The following is a 17757-nucleotide window of genomic DNA, read 5'->3' on the forward strand; positions in this document are numbered from 1 at the left end:
GGATTTCCGGCTTAGCCTAGAAACCGGTGCTTGACCAACGGGATAGCCTCGGACGAGTGGCCTGCCTGGAACAGTGCTAAGCTAACGGTTGTCATTGTGCTTAATCGACCTAAAAAACGGAGGTTTCTTATCTAACGGTTGTATGCGCTCTTATTTAGACGAAACAGCCCCCCTGCCTACGAAAAAACGGGAAATAGCCAGGCTGGCAACCGTTACATTTTGCAAACCTCATTTTTACCCAAATAGCGCCGTTCGCAACCATTAGACTTTTCTAGCGCCGTTGGCAACCATTAGATTTTTGTGGCATCGCTAACAACCATTAGACTTTTCTAGCGTTGCTTACAACTATTAGGCTTTTGTAGCATCGCTGGCAACCAATAGATTACTTTAGCGCCGCTCGCAACCATTAGTTTTTTCGCCCACTATTACGCACTTGTCTTTACAATCTCGCATCTACTCTTCTGATCAGGCACCGATTTCGGTATTGAGCTGGTATTCCCGTTAATCCCCGGGCTGGGCTTAGTTAAGCACGTTATTTCAGGAGCTTTCTAATAGTTAAGCAATGATCTAAGGAATAAAATAAAGCCCCTCTTTACAAGCAGTGGAAGCACATCGGTGATCGCTAGGCAATGTACAGATGTCTTCGCTCGCTGCTGGCTAAGAGGGGCTAATATTTTAATGAATGATGGAGATCCGGATTAGAGCGGACTGTCGTCAGACTTCGTTCCAGATCCGGTTTACGTTGTCGAAGGCGATTTTCGTGGCTGCTCGGCAATCCTCCATGCCCTCATATTCGATGGACATGTAGCCGTTGTATCCAGACGCCTTGATCAAACGCAGAATCTCATATAGATCGAGATCGCCATGTCCGGCGATGGCGCCGCGCAGATAGTCGCCGCCTGTGCTTTTAAACCAGCCTTCCCCCGGGTAGCGGTACGAAGGGCGGATGTAAAAATCCTTGATATGGATCATGGAGGCATACGGCAGGTTGTTTTTTACGGCAGCCACCGGATTTTCGTCAACACACACGAAGTTGCCGACGTCGAGCGTCGTCTTGAAGTTCGGGCGGTCTACCGCATGGATAAGCGCTTGTACCCGATCGCTGGCTTGGACATAGTAGCCGTGATTCTCCACGCTCGTCGTAATATCAAATTGCTTGGCATGATCGGCAATGCGCTGGCAGGCCGCAGCAATTTTGTCCAAGTCTTCATTGAAACGGGCAATGGAAGTGTCCGGGCGGGAAGCGACGTCATGGCGCATCAGCTTGGCACCCAGGCGATGAACGCGGTCTACCTCGCGAATGAGCCGGGCGATTTCCGCTTCGTACTGCTCCTCCGTCTCCGTGATAAAGTTGCCGCCGATGGCATAGTTGGAAATGTCGATGCCGAGGGCAGCAGCTTTCTCCCTGATTTGATCCTCCAACTCTGGATTCGCCTCAAAGTCAAAGCCGAGGTTCGGCACAATCTCGATATGGCTGGCGCCGATTTCCGCCACCCATTCGAGGACGCCGCCAATGGTCATGCTGCCGGCGTGCATCGCTTGATATAAGCTGTAAGAGCTGATTCCTAGTTTCATAAGGATGACTCCTTTTCGGTAGGTTTAGGTGTGGTGAGTTTCTGTTCCTAACTAGATAATAAAAACATGCGCCTGATGCAAGGCAGCTATCTGCCGCATGCTGATTTGTTTGTGTCAGGCTGGCTCTAGCCCCGGTAAGCGCGAATGAATTCTACGGCTTTACGGATATCCTCCGCCGGGTTGTCGCCGACCTCGCGCTCAATCGTCAAATAGCCCTTGTAGCCAATTTCCTGCAATGCCGCAAAATAAGCCGGGAAGTCGACCACGCCTTCGCCCAGCGGGAGCTCTTCAAAGGCAGCTCCAGAGGAGGCCATTTCGGCGATTTTCTCGTGATCCATAGCGCCGTATCCCAGGAAGCCGTATACATCCCTCGGATCAACCGGGCGCAGTCGCCGTCCGTCTTTGACATGGGTATGGACAAGGTAGTCCTTCAGAAGCTTAACGCCTTCCACGGGATCATCGCCCGTCACCATGACCATGTTCGCCGGGTCAAAATTGACGGAGACGCCGTTTGTGCTCAGCGTGTCCAGGAAGCTCTTTAAATGTGCGGCTGGCTCGGGGCCAGTCTCAATGGCGAAATAAGCGTTCATGCTCTTCGCGTATACGCCGAGCTCTTCACAAGCCTCCTGCATGGCATTGTAGATACGGCCATTCTTATCGTCCGGGACGATGCCGATATGTGTCGTTACAACGTTGCTGCCCAGCTCGACAGCTAAGTCGAGGATACGCTTAGACTTTTCGATTTTCTCGGGATTGGCTTCTGCATCCTGGAACCCATGTCCGGCCAGATCACCGCATAGGGCGGAGATTTCAAGCCCAAGCCCGTCGATATAGCTGCGCAGCTCCTTGCGCTTGGCTGGTGTAAGCACCGCAGGATCCATTTCGCCGGATACGGCGTAGATTTGTACCCCTTCCGCGCCGACTTCCTTCGCTTTTTTCAACCCTTCCGTTACGCCAACTCCAAAGCTGTCTACAATAACACCAATTTTGTTGTTTAGTTTCATCTTTCCTTCGCCTCCTTTAATACATTCAAGAGAAAAATTCGTCCTTCCAGCCCGTAACAAGCAACAAAGTCGACTTTTTAGCACCGATGCTTAACCTTCCGAAGTGCGTTTTTTCATAACGCTTTAGGTTGTGAGAACCCGAAGCCTACATGAGCACCTGAAATGTTTCCAAAGGAAACATACTTCGAAAGCATAAGCTCTTCAAGGGTGAACGCAAGATTCGATGTCGGACTGCTTCCTCGGACTACTTCGTGATCAAAAGTCGACGACCTAGAAGTGGATTTCCCGGCCTTCTGCGGCGGACTGATAAATCGCGTTCAAAATTTTGATCATCTCAACGCCGTCCTCTACCGGGCTGTTCGTCTCGATCAATCCAAGGCAGCTATCGACGAAATGATTGATCTCACGATCAAAGGCTCCCTGAAAATCAAAGCCCGGCGTGCTGATTTGCGGATCAATGTTAATAATGGTGTCATGGCGTTCCGTGACGATGGACAACACGGGCTCGATTTCGGCGCCGCCCTTGTCACCGTAGATATTGATTTGCGCCGAGTTATCTTTGGCGTGCAGCGAGAAGCTGACATCGACCATGAGGGAGGCGCCATTTTCAAAGCGGATAAGGGCATTGGCCATATCCTCGACCGTATTCAGCGATGCATCGTAATCGGCGGCTTGGTAGAACTCGTAATTTTGAATATTCGAACGATTGCCGAGCTTGTTGTACGTGTTGCCGCTAACGGACTTGACCTTGGGCTTGCCCATCAGGTACCAGCATAGATCAATGGCATGAACGCCGATGTCGATCAGCGGGCCCCCTCCCGAGCGCTCGCGATCCGCGAACCATCCGCCGGGGTTGCCGAGGCGGCGAATGAGACTGGCTTTGGCGTAATAAATGCCGCCAAGATCGCCTGCGTCGATAAACTTCTTCAGCACGGCAATGTTGGAAGCGTGACGCCGTACATAGCCGACCTGCAGCAATTTGCCGGTTTCGCGCACGGCCTGTTCGATTTGCAGCGCCTCATCTACGGTTTTGCAGAGTGGTTTTTCGCAGAGTACATTTTTGCCCGCCCGCAGTGCCGCGATGCTGATTTCCGCGTGGGAATTATTCCAGGTGCAGATGCTGACCGCTTGAACTTCAGGGTTGGCAAGCAGCTCCCGGTAATCGGTGTACACGTGCGGAATATTGTATTTTTCGGCAGTATTACGAACTCGTTCCTCATTTAAATCGCAGACGGCGATCAGTTTGACTTTCGGGTTGGCTTGATAAGCTTGCAAATGGGATTCCGAGATCGATCCGGTACCGATAAGACCAATTTTCAGTTCACTCATGCGTGCGCTTACATCCTTTCGTTAATCTGTGCGGATTTTATTTGATTTGGATAGGACGATTCAGCACAGATATGTTATATTTATTCATATTTGATTCAGTTCACAACTAATTTAGCACAGTTACTCTATGGGGAGAATGTATAGGATGACAAAATTCATGGACTATATGATCAGTTCTCGTCCGATTCGTGTTTTTAATCCGATGGTGGATGCAAGCAGGCAGAAGATCAGGTCGCTCAGCCTGGTGAATGCCGGTCATTTGCCGGGAAGAACACTGCAGCGCCGCGAGGCTAATTTCAACCATTGGGCCTTTGTGATGATTACAGGCGGAAGTGGTTATTATCAGGTAAATGGCGGGGAACTGCAGCAGGTTGAAGCAGGCAGCTGGTTCTGTCTTTTTCCCGATGCCGAATTTAATTATGGCCCTCATGCGGATGGCTATTGGGACGAATATTACTTCACCGTCGACGGCAGCAGAATCGCCGAATGGCTCGAGCATTGGTTGCCTAATCCATGTATGGTGAAAAAAGCTGCCTTCGATGACTCGTTCATCCACCGGATGGAGATGATGTTCATGCTGATTGACAGCGGGGTGCCGACCAATCTGGATCGGGCCGCGCTTATGCTGGAATCCTTCCTTTATGACCTCGTGTCCCAGCCGGATCGCCATGAAACGAACAGTCGGGAGAGATTCGTTCTGAAGGTGATTGAGGATTTATCGCAGTCCTTGCACACGCGTCAGGAGCCCGCGCAAATGGCGGCGCGGCATCATATATCCGTATCTACGCTCCGGCGTATCGTCCATGATTATACAGGCTATCCCCTGAATGAGTTTCTTCACCGTCTAAAAGTGGCGGAGGCTAGGAATATACTGCTCAATACGGAGCTTACGGTGAAGGAGATCGGCGAAGCCTTGGGATATAAAGATACGTTTTATTTTTCCCGGGTATTCAAAAGAATTACAGGCCTATCGCCCAGAAGCTACCGCAACAGGGGCGGGCAGTAGTTATATTGCAGGGGAACTAGCAGGCTCTATTGGGCATATGGCGCGGATTAGAAATTATTGCAGTGCGCAAACTGTTCAGTGACACTACTTGATTAAATACAATACAGTCAGTCAGATGGAGGTAACAGGATGAGATTATTTTTTCAAGGCTTATCAGAGGAGCTGCTGCAAGCTGTAGCTCAACTGGTAGATATATTGGGGATAGAGCTGCAAATGGACGGGAGCGGAGTTGGGTCTGCAGTTGGTGCTAACGCTGGTAGCAGCGTGGTTATCGAGGTTGTCCAAGCAGAAGGCCCGCTAAGCGTATCTAGAGAAGGTGGGAAGGGAAGAATTCAATATCAGAATAAAATTCACTTCTTCCGTGGTTTGGGATTGTTCGTTCAGCATGCCAAGGATAATGATAAGTTTGAAGTGACCGAGCAACCGCGTTTTGATTTCAATGGCACAATGCTGGATGTGTCTCGAAATGGGGTAATGACGGTGGACACGATCAAGCAGTTTATTCGCTATATGGCGGTTATGGGCTTGAACGGCCTGATGATGTACACGGAGGATACTTTTGAGATTGAAGAGCTGCCTTACTTTGGGTACATGAGAGGCCGCTATACGATGGAGGAGCTTCGGGAATGTGACGACTACGCCGATTTGTTCGGGATTGAGATGATCGCGTGCATTCAAACACTTGGTCATCTTTATCATGCGCTGAAATGGAACTATGCCGGACAGATCAAGGATCATAATGATATCCTGCTGCCGGGTGAGCCGAAGACCTATGAGTTCATCGAACAAATGATCGGAACTGCGGCACGGACGTTCCGTTCGAAGCGGATTCATATCGGAATGGATGAAGCATTCCAGGTCGGACTGGGTCGTTACTTGAGAGAGCATGGTTTTCAAGACCGTTTTGAGATTATGAATGAGCATGTCGGCAAGGTGTTGGAAATTACGAAAAAATACGATCTGCAGCCGATGATCTGGAGCGACATGTATTTCAACTTGCTGGCGAACGATAATCAGGGGCAATTATATAATGAAAGTGCAGACTTCTCGGACGATAATATGGACAAAATTCCAGACGGCGTTGGGTTTGTATATTGGGATTATGGTAAGGGCAATGAAGCGGGCTATGAGAAAATTTACGATATGCACCTGAAGTTTGGATCACTGCCGATTTTTGCGGGCGGTATTCATATGTGGAATTCAATCGCTCCAAACTATGGAAAGACATGGACGACAAGCCATCCGGCACTGCGTGCGGCCAAAAACAAAGGACTGAAGGAAGTGTTCTCGACCGCTTGGGGGGACAACGGAAATGAGACTAATCATTACGTGATTCTGGCCGGTCTTCAATTGTTTGCAGAGCATGGGTACGGGGATGAAGTCGATGACGAGCATTTGGCTAGACGTCTGAAAGCCTGTACAGGGTTGGATTTATTCGAGCCGCTCGTTGCGTTAAAATACATGGATGAGATTCCGGGTGTGGATGAAGGCAATCACTGGATGGCCAATCCATCCAAGTTCTTATTGTGGCAGGATTTGCTGGTTGGGCTGTTCGATGGTCATATCGGGCCTGACGCAGAGGCTATGCTACCTGGATATTATGCCGATCTCGAACAGAAATGGCGTGAATGCAAGGAACGAATGCCGACTCCGTTTGATGTGTTATTTGAATTATATGAAAATTTAGCGGCTGTGCTGTCGCTAAAATCGACGCTCGGCGTTCGGATCAAGCGAAGCTACGACAGTCAGCGTAAAGATGAGTTGATTCATATTGTGAACTCTGAGCTGCCGGAGCTGAACACGCGCTTGGAAAAGCTGCGACTTAGTCATCGTAAAATGTGGATGCTTACCTATAAGGCGTTTGGGTGGGAGGTACTCGATATTCGCTATGGCGGTTTGAAGGCTCGAATCCAATCGGCGGGAGATCGGCTGATAGATTATGTGGAAGGCCGTGTCGCTGCGCTGGAGGAGCTGGAGGCTGAGCGATTGATTTTTGATCAGAATGGAGTGCCGACAACACCGCTAAATGTAAATGCGCAGTATCAGTCAATTGTTACGGCAGCAGGATTGACGTAGATTATTTAGTTGAGTGAAAGGGCGGGTTGCCTCAAGGTCTCTAGGATAACTTTTTGGACAGCCTCGCTCCCGAGGCATAAGCTTGCGGTTGTCTTTGCGAGCAGATTTTCTACACTTTATGAAGCTTTATGTTGCTTCCAAGAAATTTGGAAGCAACAGTGATCGTAGAACCGTGGGAACATTTTACGTACTTGCTCCACAGCCATTTTTAATAGTTTAACTTATGTAAATGGATTTATAGTAGTTAGTTTCTGTGGGAAAGCAAAGAAAGTAGATTTAAATGGATTTCATGACGTTAGAAGTAGGGGAATGACCAATCCTGAGATGGATTCTCGACTTTAGGTGCAGCAATCCATCTAATCCTCGGAAACATTCCTTTAGAGCATAGTTAGCTACATGCATTCCATTTAGTGTAGGGCAGTTTAGTACATGCAGCTTATGTAGGGTGCACTTAAGAATGAAGATGCAGGTAAGGGAGTAATTTGATCCCGAAGAAACGGATAGCTTTCTGAAGGAAAAGGGAGCCCTTTATTTTACTTTGTAGTTGCGCCACAGTTGTTTATTAACGAACTAAATTTGAAATATGCTATAGTATTTGCGCCATTAATTAGAATGTGCATCCTTATAATGAGGATGGGAGACTAGTTGTTCTCTTAATTAAAACGGGCTTAACTTGGATGAGCTGGCTAAGATGGGAGTGGGCGTCGAAATGACGATCCGTGAAGCTGTGGAGAATGAATTTATGGACGCTTCGATTGCCAGAATCGGCAGGGAGGCTCTATATCTATATACACCATTATGCGGAACATGCAAGCTGGGCGAGACGATGCTTGGAATCGTTCTACAGTCGGCCAGCACGATACCTGTGTCGAAACTGAACATCAACTTCGCACCGCAGCTGCGGAACGATTGGCAAATTACGAGCGTACCGTGCCTGGTTCTGCTGGAGCATGGCAAACCAGTCGCGAAGGAGTATGCCCTTCGTTCGGTCGTGGATCTGCATCAGTGGCTTAAGGTGTAGTTTTGGACTATTTTGATCAATGGATGGATGATCTTCCCTTTTCGGGCATAGGCTAAACACACGGCGGAAATTTTACGCATAGGGTGTAGCATCACTATAATCTCGAAGGATAGGGAAGGGAGCAGAACGAAATGGCAGGAAGAGAACGTCACTATTTTGCGCGGGGCAATACGGCTGAAGGCTTGGTCAGTCTGGTGGATTCTATCTATTACAAATTGGATGCGGTATATGTGCTGAAGGGAGACCCGCAGGAGATCGGCGCAATTCTGGCTCGGCTCGCCAACGGATGGGGACGCAAAGACTGGAACCTGCATTTGATCCACCAGCCGCTGCAAAGCGATTTGCTGGAAGGGATTATCCTCGAGGATGCCCGGATTGGCCTGATCGCTGATCGAGCCTGGCCGGAGGAAGGAATTCCGGAAGACCTTGAGGTTCGCCGCATCGACTTCGGGAGCGACCCGAACGGAAAGCGCTTGGCAGAGCATCGGGAGCATATAGCCGGGCTGGAGCACAATATAGCCGAAGCTTATACGAAAGCGTACGAAACCTTTCAGCGCACTTTGCGCATTCACGACGATTGGGAGAAAATCTACATCGATACCCTGGATCGCGCCGTCATGAACCAACTGGCTGTCGATTGGTCGGATCGGTATCTTGTTGCCGCAGAGGGCTCGGGGCAGGCGGCAGACGCAGGCGCAGGCGTAGGTGCGGGTTCAGGCGAAGGAACAGGTGCAAGTGCAAGTTCAGGCGCAAGCGCAAGTGGTAAAGAGCCTGGCGCAGTGACACGCCGTTTTCTAGGCGCAGCGACTTGGCGTGGAGCGGTTGATTTTATACTCAATTTGACGGAGGACGTGCCGACGCGAATCTTCGTGAAGGGTCGCCCCGGGTCGGGGAAGTCGACGTTATTCAAAAAGATCGCCGCTACAGCAAGCGAGCGCGGGTTCGATACCGAGCTCTACCACTGTGGTTTCGATCCGAACAGTCTTGATATGCTTGTGTTCCGTTCGCTCGGCGTAGCGATCTTCGATAGTACGGCACCGCACGAGCATTTTCCGCTGCGCGAGGGGGACAGCATTCTGGATATTTATGAGCTGGCCATCGTTCCGTACACGGATGAGAAATATGCCGAGGAAATCGCCGGGGTGAAGGCCCGGTACTCAGCTTCAATGCAGCATGCGATCTCGTATTTGGCAGAGGTGAAGCAGAATCAGGATCGCTTAAGCGCGATTTACCGCAGCATATCCAACGAGGAGGCCATTTCCCGGAAGGAACGGTTGCTGGCGGATGAAATCGAAGCTAGAGCCGCGAAGTAAAATCGAAAGCCAAATCGACGGGAAAAAACGTATATGAAGACGGGCACTCGGCAGGGTGTGCGTCTTTTTTTCCATGAATGCTCTATATCTTGCTTTTTAAATGTGTAATAATCTTAATATGATAGCGCATACAAAATTATGACGATTCGGGTGACATTATGATATCAAGCAGACAACAGCGCATGGTCAAGCAATTGATGGAAAGCGATGTCTATATCCCCTTACAGCAGCTGGCCGAGGATTATGGGATTTCCCTGCGGACGGTGCGTAACGATTTGCTGCAGCTGGAGGACTGGCTCAGAAAGCGGGGCGTCCGCCTGGATCGTGACCGTTCTGCCGGCGTTCGTCTGCGGCTGGATACCGGCCAATCAGAGCAGCTTGCGGTGCAAATGGGCGAGCGGCCGGATTATATGGACGCCGAGCAACGGATCAGCCTGCTGCAAAAGCAGCTGCTTCAGGAGACGAAGCTGTCCGTGAAGGCGATCATGGAGGAGCTCGGGATCAGCAAAAATACGCTGCTGCAGGATTTGAACGAAATCAAGCAGCGGCTTCTGAACTGGGAGCTGACTCTCGTACGCGATCGCGGACAGCTGCACATTGAGGGATCGGAGAAGCGCAGGCGCAGGGCGTATTTGAGTCTGCTTCGCTCTGAGATTACGGATGACAAGCTGCTGCGGTATATCCTTGATCAGCGGGGAGATTCGTATTCGCCGATGACGCCGTGGAAGGACTGGTTCCAGACGGAGGATGCGGCGATGCTGTTCGATACGATCCAGCGGCTAGAAGAGAAGATGGGCGTGCAGTTCACGGACGCTGGCTACTCCACACTGATTCTGCACCTGCTGATGGCGATGGAGCGGCTGAAGGGCACACATGCGATTGAGATGGATCAAGGGTCGCTGTCCGAACTGCAGGGCCATGAAGTATATGAGCTCGTTAAAGTCGAAATTGTGCCGCAGATCGAGCAGCATTTCGGGGTGACACTGCCTGCCTCGGAGATCGGATACATCACGCAGCATATTCTGGGCGCGCAGAAACAGAGCTTGCCGGCGGAGGAGCTGATCATCGCTGATCTCGCCAAGCAGATTATTTTGCGCACCGAGCAGGAGCTGGGCCGTCCACTGCAAATGATCGACCAGATCGTGCAGGGCTTGGTCATCCATTTGAAGCCGGCGATTTACCGGGCGAAGTTTGGACTGCAGTCCAAGAACCCGCTCATGGAGCAGCTTGAGGCGCAGTACGGTTCGCTGCTTAATTTGCTGGAGCGGATCGTCAATGAGGTGATGGAGCCATGGTCGGTCGTATTCGATCGGGACGAGGTTGGCTACATCATGTTCCATATCGGCAGCGGGTTAATTCCGCCGAAGCCTCCTGTGCGCAAGCGCGTGGCGATCGTATGCGGCTCGGGACTCGGCACTTCGGCGATGCTGAAGCGGCGGGTGGCGGCGATTTTTCCGCAGGTTGACATCGTAGGCACTTATTCGTACAAAGAATCGACGGAGATCACTTTACCGACAGCAGATGCGGTTATTAGCACGATGGAGATCAGCCATGCTCTGCAGGTGCCCTGGATCAAAGTGTCGCCGCTGCTGGATCAGCAGGATCAGAAGCAGATCGCGAGCTTCCTCGGCGTTTCGCCTTCGGGGGAATCGGCCGCGGCTGCGGCGGCGGTGCAGGCGGTGAACGATATTTTTCAGGTGGTGGAGCGGAACGCGCATATCCATAACCGGAACCGACTGCTAGAGGAGCTGCTGCATTTATTCCAGGGCGGAAGCCAGCCGGGTGAGCAGCAGGAAGAGGATTATGGGCTGACCGCACTGCTGGCACCGGAATCGATTATGCTTGGAGCCGAGGCGATGCCGTGGGAGGATGCGGTGCGCTTGGGGAACCGGCTGCTTATGGATCGCGGCGTCTCGGACGCCAAGTATGCGGACAAGCTGATCGAGATTATTCGTTCCAATAAGCATCCGTTCATCATCCGTGCGGGTGTGGCTTTTCCCCACGTGTACATGCCGGAGTGCGTGAAGCGCACGGGCTTCAGTGTGATGACCTTTCACGAGGAGCTGGCGTTCGGGCCGTCCGGGCAGCCGGTCTGGCTGATGATCACGCTGGCGGCGGTGGATAAGGAGCGGCATGTTGCCGCGCTGGGAACGCTGCTGGATGCGCTGAACGATGAAGCGTTCATGGCGGAATTGCGGCATGCGCAGGATGCCCGGGCGATATGGCAAAGGCTGCGGGAGAAGGAGGGCTTATGAAAAAGATCATTGTAGCTTGCAACAGCGGGCTCGGCACCAGCCTGATGATCCGGTTGAACGTGGAGGCGCTCCTGAAGGAGTGGGGACTGAAGGCGTGGGTCGAGCATACGGATATTTCGTCGGTCGACACCTTCGATGCCGATCTGATCATCGGCTCCAATTATGTTATGGAATCGCTGCAGCTTGCCAAGGACGTCGAGGTGGTCGGGCTGGACGATATTACGGATCGCCAGTACTTGAAATCGAGGCTGCTGGACAGCGAGACGTTCAAGCAGTGGCTGGCCATGTAGGCATTATAATTTATAGGAAAAAAGCTTCGTGATTAAAAGATGTTTTTTTGACTTCCTATATAGACAAAGACAAATATGACAAAAGCGGGGGTTGCCCATGAACGCAACGCAAATGATCAGCAAAGGGCTGCTCGGGGAACCTGCCCTGCTGCTTGGGTTAATCGCGTTCGTCGGATTGCTGCTGCAGAAGCAGCCGTTCCAAAGGCTGATCCACGGCACGATCAAAACGATGCTCGGATACACATTATTGCAAATCGGGGCAAACGCAGCCGGGTCTTCTCTTTCCAACTTATCGGCGGTCATCCAGAAGGGCTTCCAAATTATCGGCATCATTCCCCATAATGAAACGATTACCGCGCTGGCGCAAATCAATTACGGCGAGGAAATAGCGCTCATTATGCTGGCTGGTATGATCGTCCACCTGATGATCGCTCGTTTTACACGGATCAAATATATTTTCCTAACCGGGCACCATATGCTGTTTATGGCTTCGCTGCTGGCGGGGGTGCTGGTGTCGATGTCGATGCCATTATGGCAAGTTATGGTGGGCGGAGGAATCGTGCTGGCTTTGAGCATGTCCTTTGCTCCGCTGATCACGCAGCCGTATGTTCGGCGAGTTACGGGGAACGATGACTTTGCCTTGGGGCACTTCAACAGCGTCGGCTATGTGCTGAGCGGGTTCGTCGCTTCCTGGTTCAAAAAAGGGCCAGAGCCGCCGGAGTCGAAGGGGCTGCAAAAGCTGCGCTCTTTTTTCCAGGATCATATGGTCGTCATTACGGTGTTTACCTTCGTGCTGTTTCTGTTCTCGGGACTGTTCATCTCTCCCGGAGGGATCGAGGAAATGTTCTCGGGCAGGCATATTTTGGTCGTATCCTTGATCCAGGCGACCTGGTTTGCGGGGGGCTGCTACGTCATTTTGGCGGGGGTTCGCATGCTGCTGTCCGAAATCGTACCCGCCTTCAAAGGGATTGCCGACCGGATCGTGCCGGGAGCGATTCCTGCACTCGATTGTCCGGTGCTGTTCAGGTTCTCGCCGTTCGCGGCGATGATTGGATTCCTGCTCAGCTTCACCGGAGGACTGGCGGCGATGGTCGCGCTGCTGCAGGTGCAGTATACCGTGATAATTCCGGGGGTGATCCCGCATTTCTTCTCCGGTGGGGCTGCGGGCGTCATTGCATATAAAATCGGCGGGCGCAAGGCGCTGGTCGTATCGTCGTTAATCCACGGGTTTGCGATTACGATGCTGCCGACTGTGCTGATTCCGTTGTTGTCGAATCTGGGCTATTTGCGCGCGACTTTTGCCGACAGCGATTTCTCGGTCATCGGGGTGCTCGTGCATGAGCTGTTCAGCTGGTTCAGGTGACGACAGCAGGCAGGTTTGGCAGTACAGTGGTAACCTTATTGCGGTACAGCAGTAGCAGTTAACTGTAGCAACATCAACGGTGCAGCAATAGCCGTAACAGCATCAGCAGTAGCAATGCAATGGCATAGGCGCATACTCAGATTCAGACAGATCATGGGCGGTCAGCAGGAAGTCTGACTCCATCTCCTAGCGAGGTGGGGGCAGGCTTTTTTGCTGTCTATTTTTTTGCCGGAAGAAGTGGCAGAGACTTGGACTCACAGTATTGTAAGCGCAACCAATATAATTAAGCCATAAACAACAAAGGGGGATTTACAATTATGGGGATGAAAAAATGGATGAGCTCCGTTACCGCATTAACGATGGCTGCGCTGCTGTTCACGGGCTGCGGATCTACGGGCGGCAACAGTGCCGCACCTGCGAATAACGGAGGCGGGGATGCTGCTCCGGCGAAGCCGCAAGGCAAGCTGACGGTGTATGTCGGATTCCAGGAAGACCACGCGGTAGCCGCGATCAAAAAGTTCACGGAAGATACAGGCATCGAGGCCAGCATGATCCGGATGTCTGGAGGCGAAATTCTCGCGAAGGTTCGGGCGGAGCAAGGCAATCCGCAAGCCGACGTGTGGTACGGCGGGCCAGCGGACACATTCGTCCAAGCGACGGCGGAAGGACTGCTGCAGCCGTATATATCGCCAATCGCTGAGAAGGTCGACGCGAAGTATAAAGATCCGGACGGCAACTGGACGGGCATCTATGTGGGGGCGCTCGGCTTTGCTTCCAATAAGGAGTTTTTGGCGAAAAAAGGCTTGGAAGCTCCAAAGACATGGGAAGATCTGCTTAACCCGGCGTTTAAAGGCGAAATCGTTATGGCAGACCCAGCTTCCTCCGGTACAGCCTACACAGCGATGTACACGGTACTAAAGGTTATGGGCAGCGAAGAGAAGGGCTTCGAGTATCTCAGCGAGCTGCATCCGCAAATCCAGCAATATACGACCAGCGGCTCCGCTCCAGGACGAATGGTTGGTATGGGTGAAGCTGGCGTAGGTGTTCTGTTCGCGCATGACGTGATCAAGTATCAGGAGGAAGGCTTCGACAGTCTGGAGTTGACGATTCCTGAAGACGGGACAGGCTACGAGACAGGCGCGATCGGGATTGTCAAAAATACGAAAAACGAAGAGCTTGCGCAGAAGTTTGTAGACTGGGCACTGTCTCCGGCAGGCCAAGAGGTCGGCAAAACCGTAGGCAGCTACCAGAACCTGACGAATCCAGATGCGGTAGGTCCGGAGAAAGCCGTCAAGCTGTCGGATATTAACACGATCGACTACGACGTCGTTGAAGCCGGTAAAGAGCGTCAACGCTTGATCGACAAATGGAGTGTCGAGGTAAAGAAATAACTATCAGTTTGATATTCAGAGAGGAGAGAGCTTGAATGAGCGCCATGTTCAAGAGATTCAAGCGCGAGCCGCTCCTGCCGATTCTCATCGTGTTGGTCATGCTCTGCTTACTCGTATTTATCGTCTATCCCTTATTCCAAATCGCAAAGTCCAGCTTCGTCGGGTCTACCGGCGAAGTTGGCTTACAAGGATATCAGCGGGTGCTGTCCGGGGGAGGATTATTCCAGGCCCTGGTCAATTCCCTGGTGCTGGCCGTCCTGACGGCGACGTTGTCCACGGCGATTGCGTATGTTTTTGCCTATACGTTCGCTTATGTAAAAGTACCGTTCAAAAAGCTGTTTAACGGCATTGCTATTCTGCCGGTCATTTCACCGCCGTTCGTCATTGCCCTATCCGCCATGCTGCTTCTCGGGAAGCAGGGGCTGATTACGAAAAATTTGCTGGGACTCGAAAATGCGAATATTTACGGGCTGCACGGCCTGGTTCTCGTTCAGACGCTGTCTTTTTTCCCGATTGCATTCCTGACACTGTCAGGGCTGCTGCGTTCCATTAGCCCTTCTCTGGAAGAGGCCAGCCAGAACATGGGGGCCAGCCGGCTCAAGACATTCCTTAGCGTCACGCTGCCGCTGTCCGTACCGGGCATCGCCAATGCGTTCCTGCTCGTGTTCGTCCAATCGCTTGCCGACTTCGGGAACCCGATGACGATCGGGGGGAACTACTCCACCGTTGCCAGAGAGATTTATTTGCAGGCCGTCGGAAGCTATAACTTGCAGGCGGGTGCCGCATTGGCCATGGTATTGCTGACGGTAACGATTATCGTCTACATTTTGCAAAATTTCTGGGTAGGCAAGAAAAGCTATGTCACTGTAACGGGCAAGCCGACCGGACAGCGGAGAATGATTGAGTCCGGGGCTATTAAATATGGACTATTCACATTTTGTATGATCATGTCGATAGCTGTTATCGCGTTCTATGCACTTGTACCGATCGGTTCGTTCATCAAGCTGTGGGGCATCAACAACAGCCTGACTTTGGATCATTACAAATATGTATTCTCGATAGGACAGAAGGCGGTTAAGGATACGCTGATGCTAGCCATTGTCGCAACGCCGATTGCTGGCTTGCTGGGTATGATCATTGCCTTCCTGATTGTCCGCAAACGTTTCTTTGGTAAAAAAGCGCTGGAAGTCATCAGCATGCTGTCGATTGCGGTACCGGGTACGGTCATCGGGATCGGGTATATTCTCGCTTTCAACAAAGCGCCGCTAGCGCTAACAGGTACAGGGATCATTATCGTTGCCGCGTTTGTCGTGCGCTCCATGCCAGTGGGCATTCGCTCCGGTGTTGCAGCCCTGCAGCAAATCGATCCGAGCATCGAGGAGGCGGCGACAAATCTGGGAGCCAGTGGAGGCAAAGTGTTCACGAGCGTCGTGCTGCCGCTGATCAAGTCTGCCTTCTTCAGCGGTCTCGTGAACAGCTTCGTCAAGAGCATGACCGCGATGAGCGCCGTTATTTTCCTCATCTCGGCCAAGTACAACCTCATTACCGCGTCGATTCTGGCGCAGGTCGAGGCCGGCCGGATCGGCGTCGCCAGCGCCTATTGTACGATCCTGATCCTGATCATGATCGTGGCGCTAGTATTGTTAAACTTGCTTGTGAAATGGGTGGGCGGCAAAGAGCAGTCCGCTTGATGTGCGGATGGTTAGGAGCAGCGGTTGGCCGGGCTGGCGAGGGCGAGTGTGTAGTTGGCCGAGTGGGTGTAAAGCCGCTGCCATAGTGCAGTCACTGGTGTTTTAGTGAAGTTGCTGTTGCTTGGTAAAGCTGCTGAAGCTTAGTGAAGCCGTTGTGCTTAGAGTAGCCGAAGCGCTTAATGTGCCATTGATTTGATGGGCAGTTTCTAGTGCTAATACAGCCAATAGTTACTGCCCACTCGCCTAACGCTGCTCTCTGACTGTTCTGCATTTTTCTCGAGACTAACGCTCCCATTGCCGATTGGAACCATCCTTAAGGAGGTATGTTAAATATGGCTAAATCAGTCACACTTAAAAATATATCCAAAGCCTTCATGAACGATAAAGGCGAGAAATCCTACGCCGTGACCGGGGTCAACCTGGAGATCGGGCAGGGAGAGTTCGTCACTCTCCTCGGTCCATCCGGCTGCGGCAAAACGACCACGCTCCGCATGATCGCCGGATTTGAGGACATTACCGATGGGCATATTTACTTCGGGGACGAAGCGGTCGATCAGATTCCGCCGAACAAGAGGGATTGCACGATGGTGTTCCAATCCTACGCCTTGTTCCCGCATCTGAACGTATTCGACAACATTGCCTACGGCCTCAAGATCAAAAAAATGACCAAGCCGGAAATTAGCTCGAAAGTTGAGTCCGTCTTGGATATAATGAATCTACAAGATTATCGGGATCGGATGCCGAACCAGCTGTCGGGCGGTCAGCAGCAGCGGGTCGCGTTGGCCCGGGCGCTCGTCATGGAGCCGGGGGTGCTGCTGTTCGACGAGCCGCTGTCCAACCTCGATGCAAAGCTGCGCCTGGTGATGCGAGATGAAATCCGCCGCATTCAGCAGCAGATCGGCATCACCGCCGTATATGTAACGCATGACCAGAGCGAAGCGATGAGCATGAGCGATAAGGTCATCGTCATGAATAAAGGAATGATCGAGCAGGTCGGTACCCCGATGGAGATTTACCAGCGTCCGAAGACGAGGTTCGTCGCCGATTTCATCGGAACTGCCAACTTTTTGGAAGGCACGGTCAAAGGTTCGGAAGACGGCCGTTTGCTCGTAGAGACAACTTCCGGTGTACTGCGGGTTCGCCGTGACGGATACAAAACAGGTGACCGTGTGATCGTAGTGATTCGCCCCGAAGCTGTCTCTTTGGCGAAAGGCACCCAGCATCAGGGTGTCGTGAAGAAAAGCGTGTTCATGGGGCAAACACAGGAATACGAAGTATTGTTCGACGGCCAGCTGTTCCAGATTACCGAGCATAACCCGATTCAGGAGAAGGTCTATTCGGTCGGCACTTCTGTATCGCTGCAGTTTGCGGAGGATGCCCTTCATGTAATTTAACTTCAGCCTGCATCTAGAATCGTTGACATCATGCCATAGAAAGTAGGGG

13 protein-coding genes are annotated in these 17757 nt (G+C 51.8%); 10 read left to right on the forward strand and 3 right to left on the reverse strand.

Annotated features, from left to right (window positions below):
* Window positions 1-714 precede the first annotated feature (714 nt).
* The 3 genes from CZ379_RS01965 to CZ379_RS01975 all read right to left on the reverse strand — a co-directional run bounded on the left by CZ379_RS01965 (window position 715) and on the right by CZ379_RS01975 (window position 3908).
* On the reverse strand, window positions 715-1575 hold the full coding sequence (locus CZ379_RS01965) for a sugar phosphate isomerase/epimerase family protein (protein WP_110930066.1): 861 nt from the start codon (window positions 1573-1575) through the stop codon (window positions 715-717).
* A gap of 125 nt (window positions 1576-1700) precedes the next feature.
* Window positions 1701-2579, reverse strand: a complete 879-nt coding sequence (locus tag CZ379_RS01970; RefSeq protein ID WP_110930067.1) for a sugar phosphate isomerase/epimerase family protein — start codon at window positions 2577-2579, stop codon at window positions 1701-1703.
* Between the two features lie 270 nt (window positions 2580-2849).
* On the reverse strand, window positions 2850-3908 hold the full coding sequence (locus CZ379_RS01975; protein WP_110930068.1) for a Gfo/Idh/MocA family protein: 1059 nt from the start codon (window positions 3906-3908) through the stop codon (window positions 2850-2852).
* A gap of 145 nt (window positions 3909-4053) precedes the next feature.
* On the opposite strand from CZ379_RS01975, the gene CZ379_RS01980 reads away from it, so the two are divergent.
* The 10 genes from CZ379_RS01980 (at window position 4054) to CZ379_RS02035 (ending at window position 17708) form a co-directional block, all read left to right on the forward strand.
* Complete coding sequence (locus CZ379_RS01980; protein WP_110930069.1) at window positions 4054-4914, forward strand: AraC family transcriptional regulator; 861 nt, start codon at window positions 4054-4056, stop codon at window positions 4912-4914.
* A 129-nt stretch (window positions 4915-5043) separates the two neighbouring features.
* Window positions 5044-6990: a beta-N-acetylhexosaminidase gene (locus CZ379_RS01985; protein ID WP_110930070.1), complete on the forward strand. Its 1947-nt coding sequence runs from the start codon at window positions 5044-5046 to the stop codon at window positions 6988-6990.
* A gap of 709 nt (window positions 6991-7699) precedes the next feature.
* Window positions 7700-8011 carry a thioredoxin family protein gene (locus tag CZ379_RS01990; protein WP_110930463.1) on the forward strand — a complete coding sequence of 104 codons (312 nt, stop codon included), beginning with the start codon at window positions 7700-7702 and terminating at the stop codon, window positions 8009-8011.
* A 131-nt stretch (window positions 8012-8142) separates the two neighbouring features.
* Window positions 8143-9324: a hypothetical protein gene (locus CZ379_RS25850; RefSeq protein ID WP_199925407.1), complete on the forward strand. Its 1182-nt coding sequence runs from the start codon at window positions 8143-8145 to the stop codon at window positions 9322-9324.
* A gap of 158 nt (window positions 9325-9482) precedes the next feature.
* Window positions 9483-11579 carry a BglG family transcription antiterminator gene (locus tag CZ379_RS02010; protein ID WP_110930074.1) on the forward strand — a complete coding sequence of 699 codons (2097 nt, stop codon included), beginning with the start codon at window positions 9483-9485 and terminating at the stop codon, window positions 11577-11579.
* Window positions 11576-11869, forward strand: coding sequence for a PTS sugar transporter subunit IIB (locus CZ379_RS02015; protein WP_199925408.1), 294 nt, complete (start codon window positions 11576-11578; stop codon window positions 11867-11869). Before CZ379_RS02010 ends, CZ379_RS02015 begins: the two co-directional genes overlap by 4 nt.
* Window positions 11870-11966: 97 nt before the next feature.
* Entirely contained in the window at window positions 11967-13232 is a 1266-nt protein-coding gene (locus CZ379_RS02020) for a PTS ascorbate transporter subunit IIC (protein ID WP_110930076.1), read from the forward strand.
* A gap of 317 nt (window positions 13233-13549) precedes the next feature.
* Complete coding sequence (locus CZ379_RS02025) at window positions 13550-14623, forward strand: ABC transporter substrate-binding protein (RefSeq protein WP_110930077.1); 1074 nt, start codon at window positions 13550-13552, stop codon at window positions 14621-14623.
* Between the two features lie 35 nt (window positions 14624-14658).
* The gene (locus tag CZ379_RS02030) at window positions 14659-16314 is read left to right on the forward strand and encodes an ABC transporter permease (protein WP_110930078.1); all 1656 of its coding nucleotides are present in this window, start codon (window positions 14659-14661) and stop codon (window positions 16312-16314) included.
* 332 nt (window positions 16315-16646) lie between these two features.
* Window positions 16647-17708 carry an ABC transporter ATP-binding protein gene (locus CZ379_RS02035; protein ID WP_110930079.1) on the forward strand — a complete coding sequence of 354 codons (1062 nt, stop codon included), beginning with the start codon at window positions 16647-16649 and terminating at the stop codon, window positions 17706-17708.
* The last annotated feature ends 49 nt before the right edge of the window (window positions 17709-17757 follow it).

This window comes from Paenibacillus bouchesdurhonensis (assembly GCF_900155685.1).
GTDB classification, from domain to species: domain Bacteria; phylum Bacillota; class Bacilli; order Paenibacillales; family Paenibacillaceae; genus Fontibacillus; species Fontibacillus bouchesdurhonensis.

Coding starts and splice junctions, on each gene's coding strand:
- CZ379_RS01965 (WP_110930066.1), bottom strand. CDS start 1,575: ATGAAACTAGGAATCAGCTCTTACAGCTTATATCAAGCGATGCACGCC.
- CZ379_RS01970 (WP_110930067.1), bottom strand. CDS start 2,579: ATGAAACTAAACAACAAAATTGGTGTTATTGTAGACAGCTTTGGAGTT.
- CZ379_RS01975 (WP_110930068.1), bottom strand. CDS start 3,908: ATGAGTGAACTGAAAATTGGTCTTATCGGTACCGGATCGATCTCGGAA.
- CZ379_RS01980 (WP_110930069.1), top strand. CDS start 4,054: ATGACAAAATTCATGGACTATATGATCAGTTCTCGTCCGATTCGTGTT.
- CZ379_RS01985 (WP_110930070.1), top strand. CDS start 5,044: ATGAGATTATTTTTTCAAGGCTTATCAGAGGAGCTGCTGCAAGCTGTA.
- CZ379_RS01990 (WP_110930463.1), top strand. CDS start 7,700: ATGACGATCCGTGAAGCTGTGGAGAATGAATTTATGGACGCTTCGATT.
- CZ379_RS25850 (WP_199925407.1), top strand. CDS start 8,143: ATGGCAGGAAGAGAACGTCACTATTTTGCGCGGGGCAATACGGCTGAA.
- CZ379_RS02010 (WP_110930074.1), top strand. CDS start 9,483: ATGATATCAAGCAGACAACAGCGCATGGTCAAGCAATTGATGGAAAGC.
- CZ379_RS02015 (WP_199925408.1), top strand. CDS start 11,576: ATGAAAAAGATCATTGTAGCTTGCAACAGCGGGCTCGGCACCAGCCTG.
- CZ379_RS02020 (WP_110930076.1), top strand. CDS start 11,967: ATGAACGCAACGCAAATGATCAGCAAAGGGCTGCTCGGGGAACCTGCC.
- CZ379_RS02025 (WP_110930077.1), top strand. CDS start 13,550: ATGGGGATGAAAAAATGGATGAGCTCCGTTACCGCATTAACGATGGCT.
- CZ379_RS02030 (WP_110930078.1), top strand. CDS start 14,659: ATGAGCGCCATGTTCAAGAGATTCAAGCGCGAGCCGCTCCTGCCGATT.
- CZ379_RS02035 (WP_110930079.1), top strand. CDS start 16,647: ATGGCTAAATCAGTCACACTTAAAAATATATCCAAAGCCTTCATGAAC.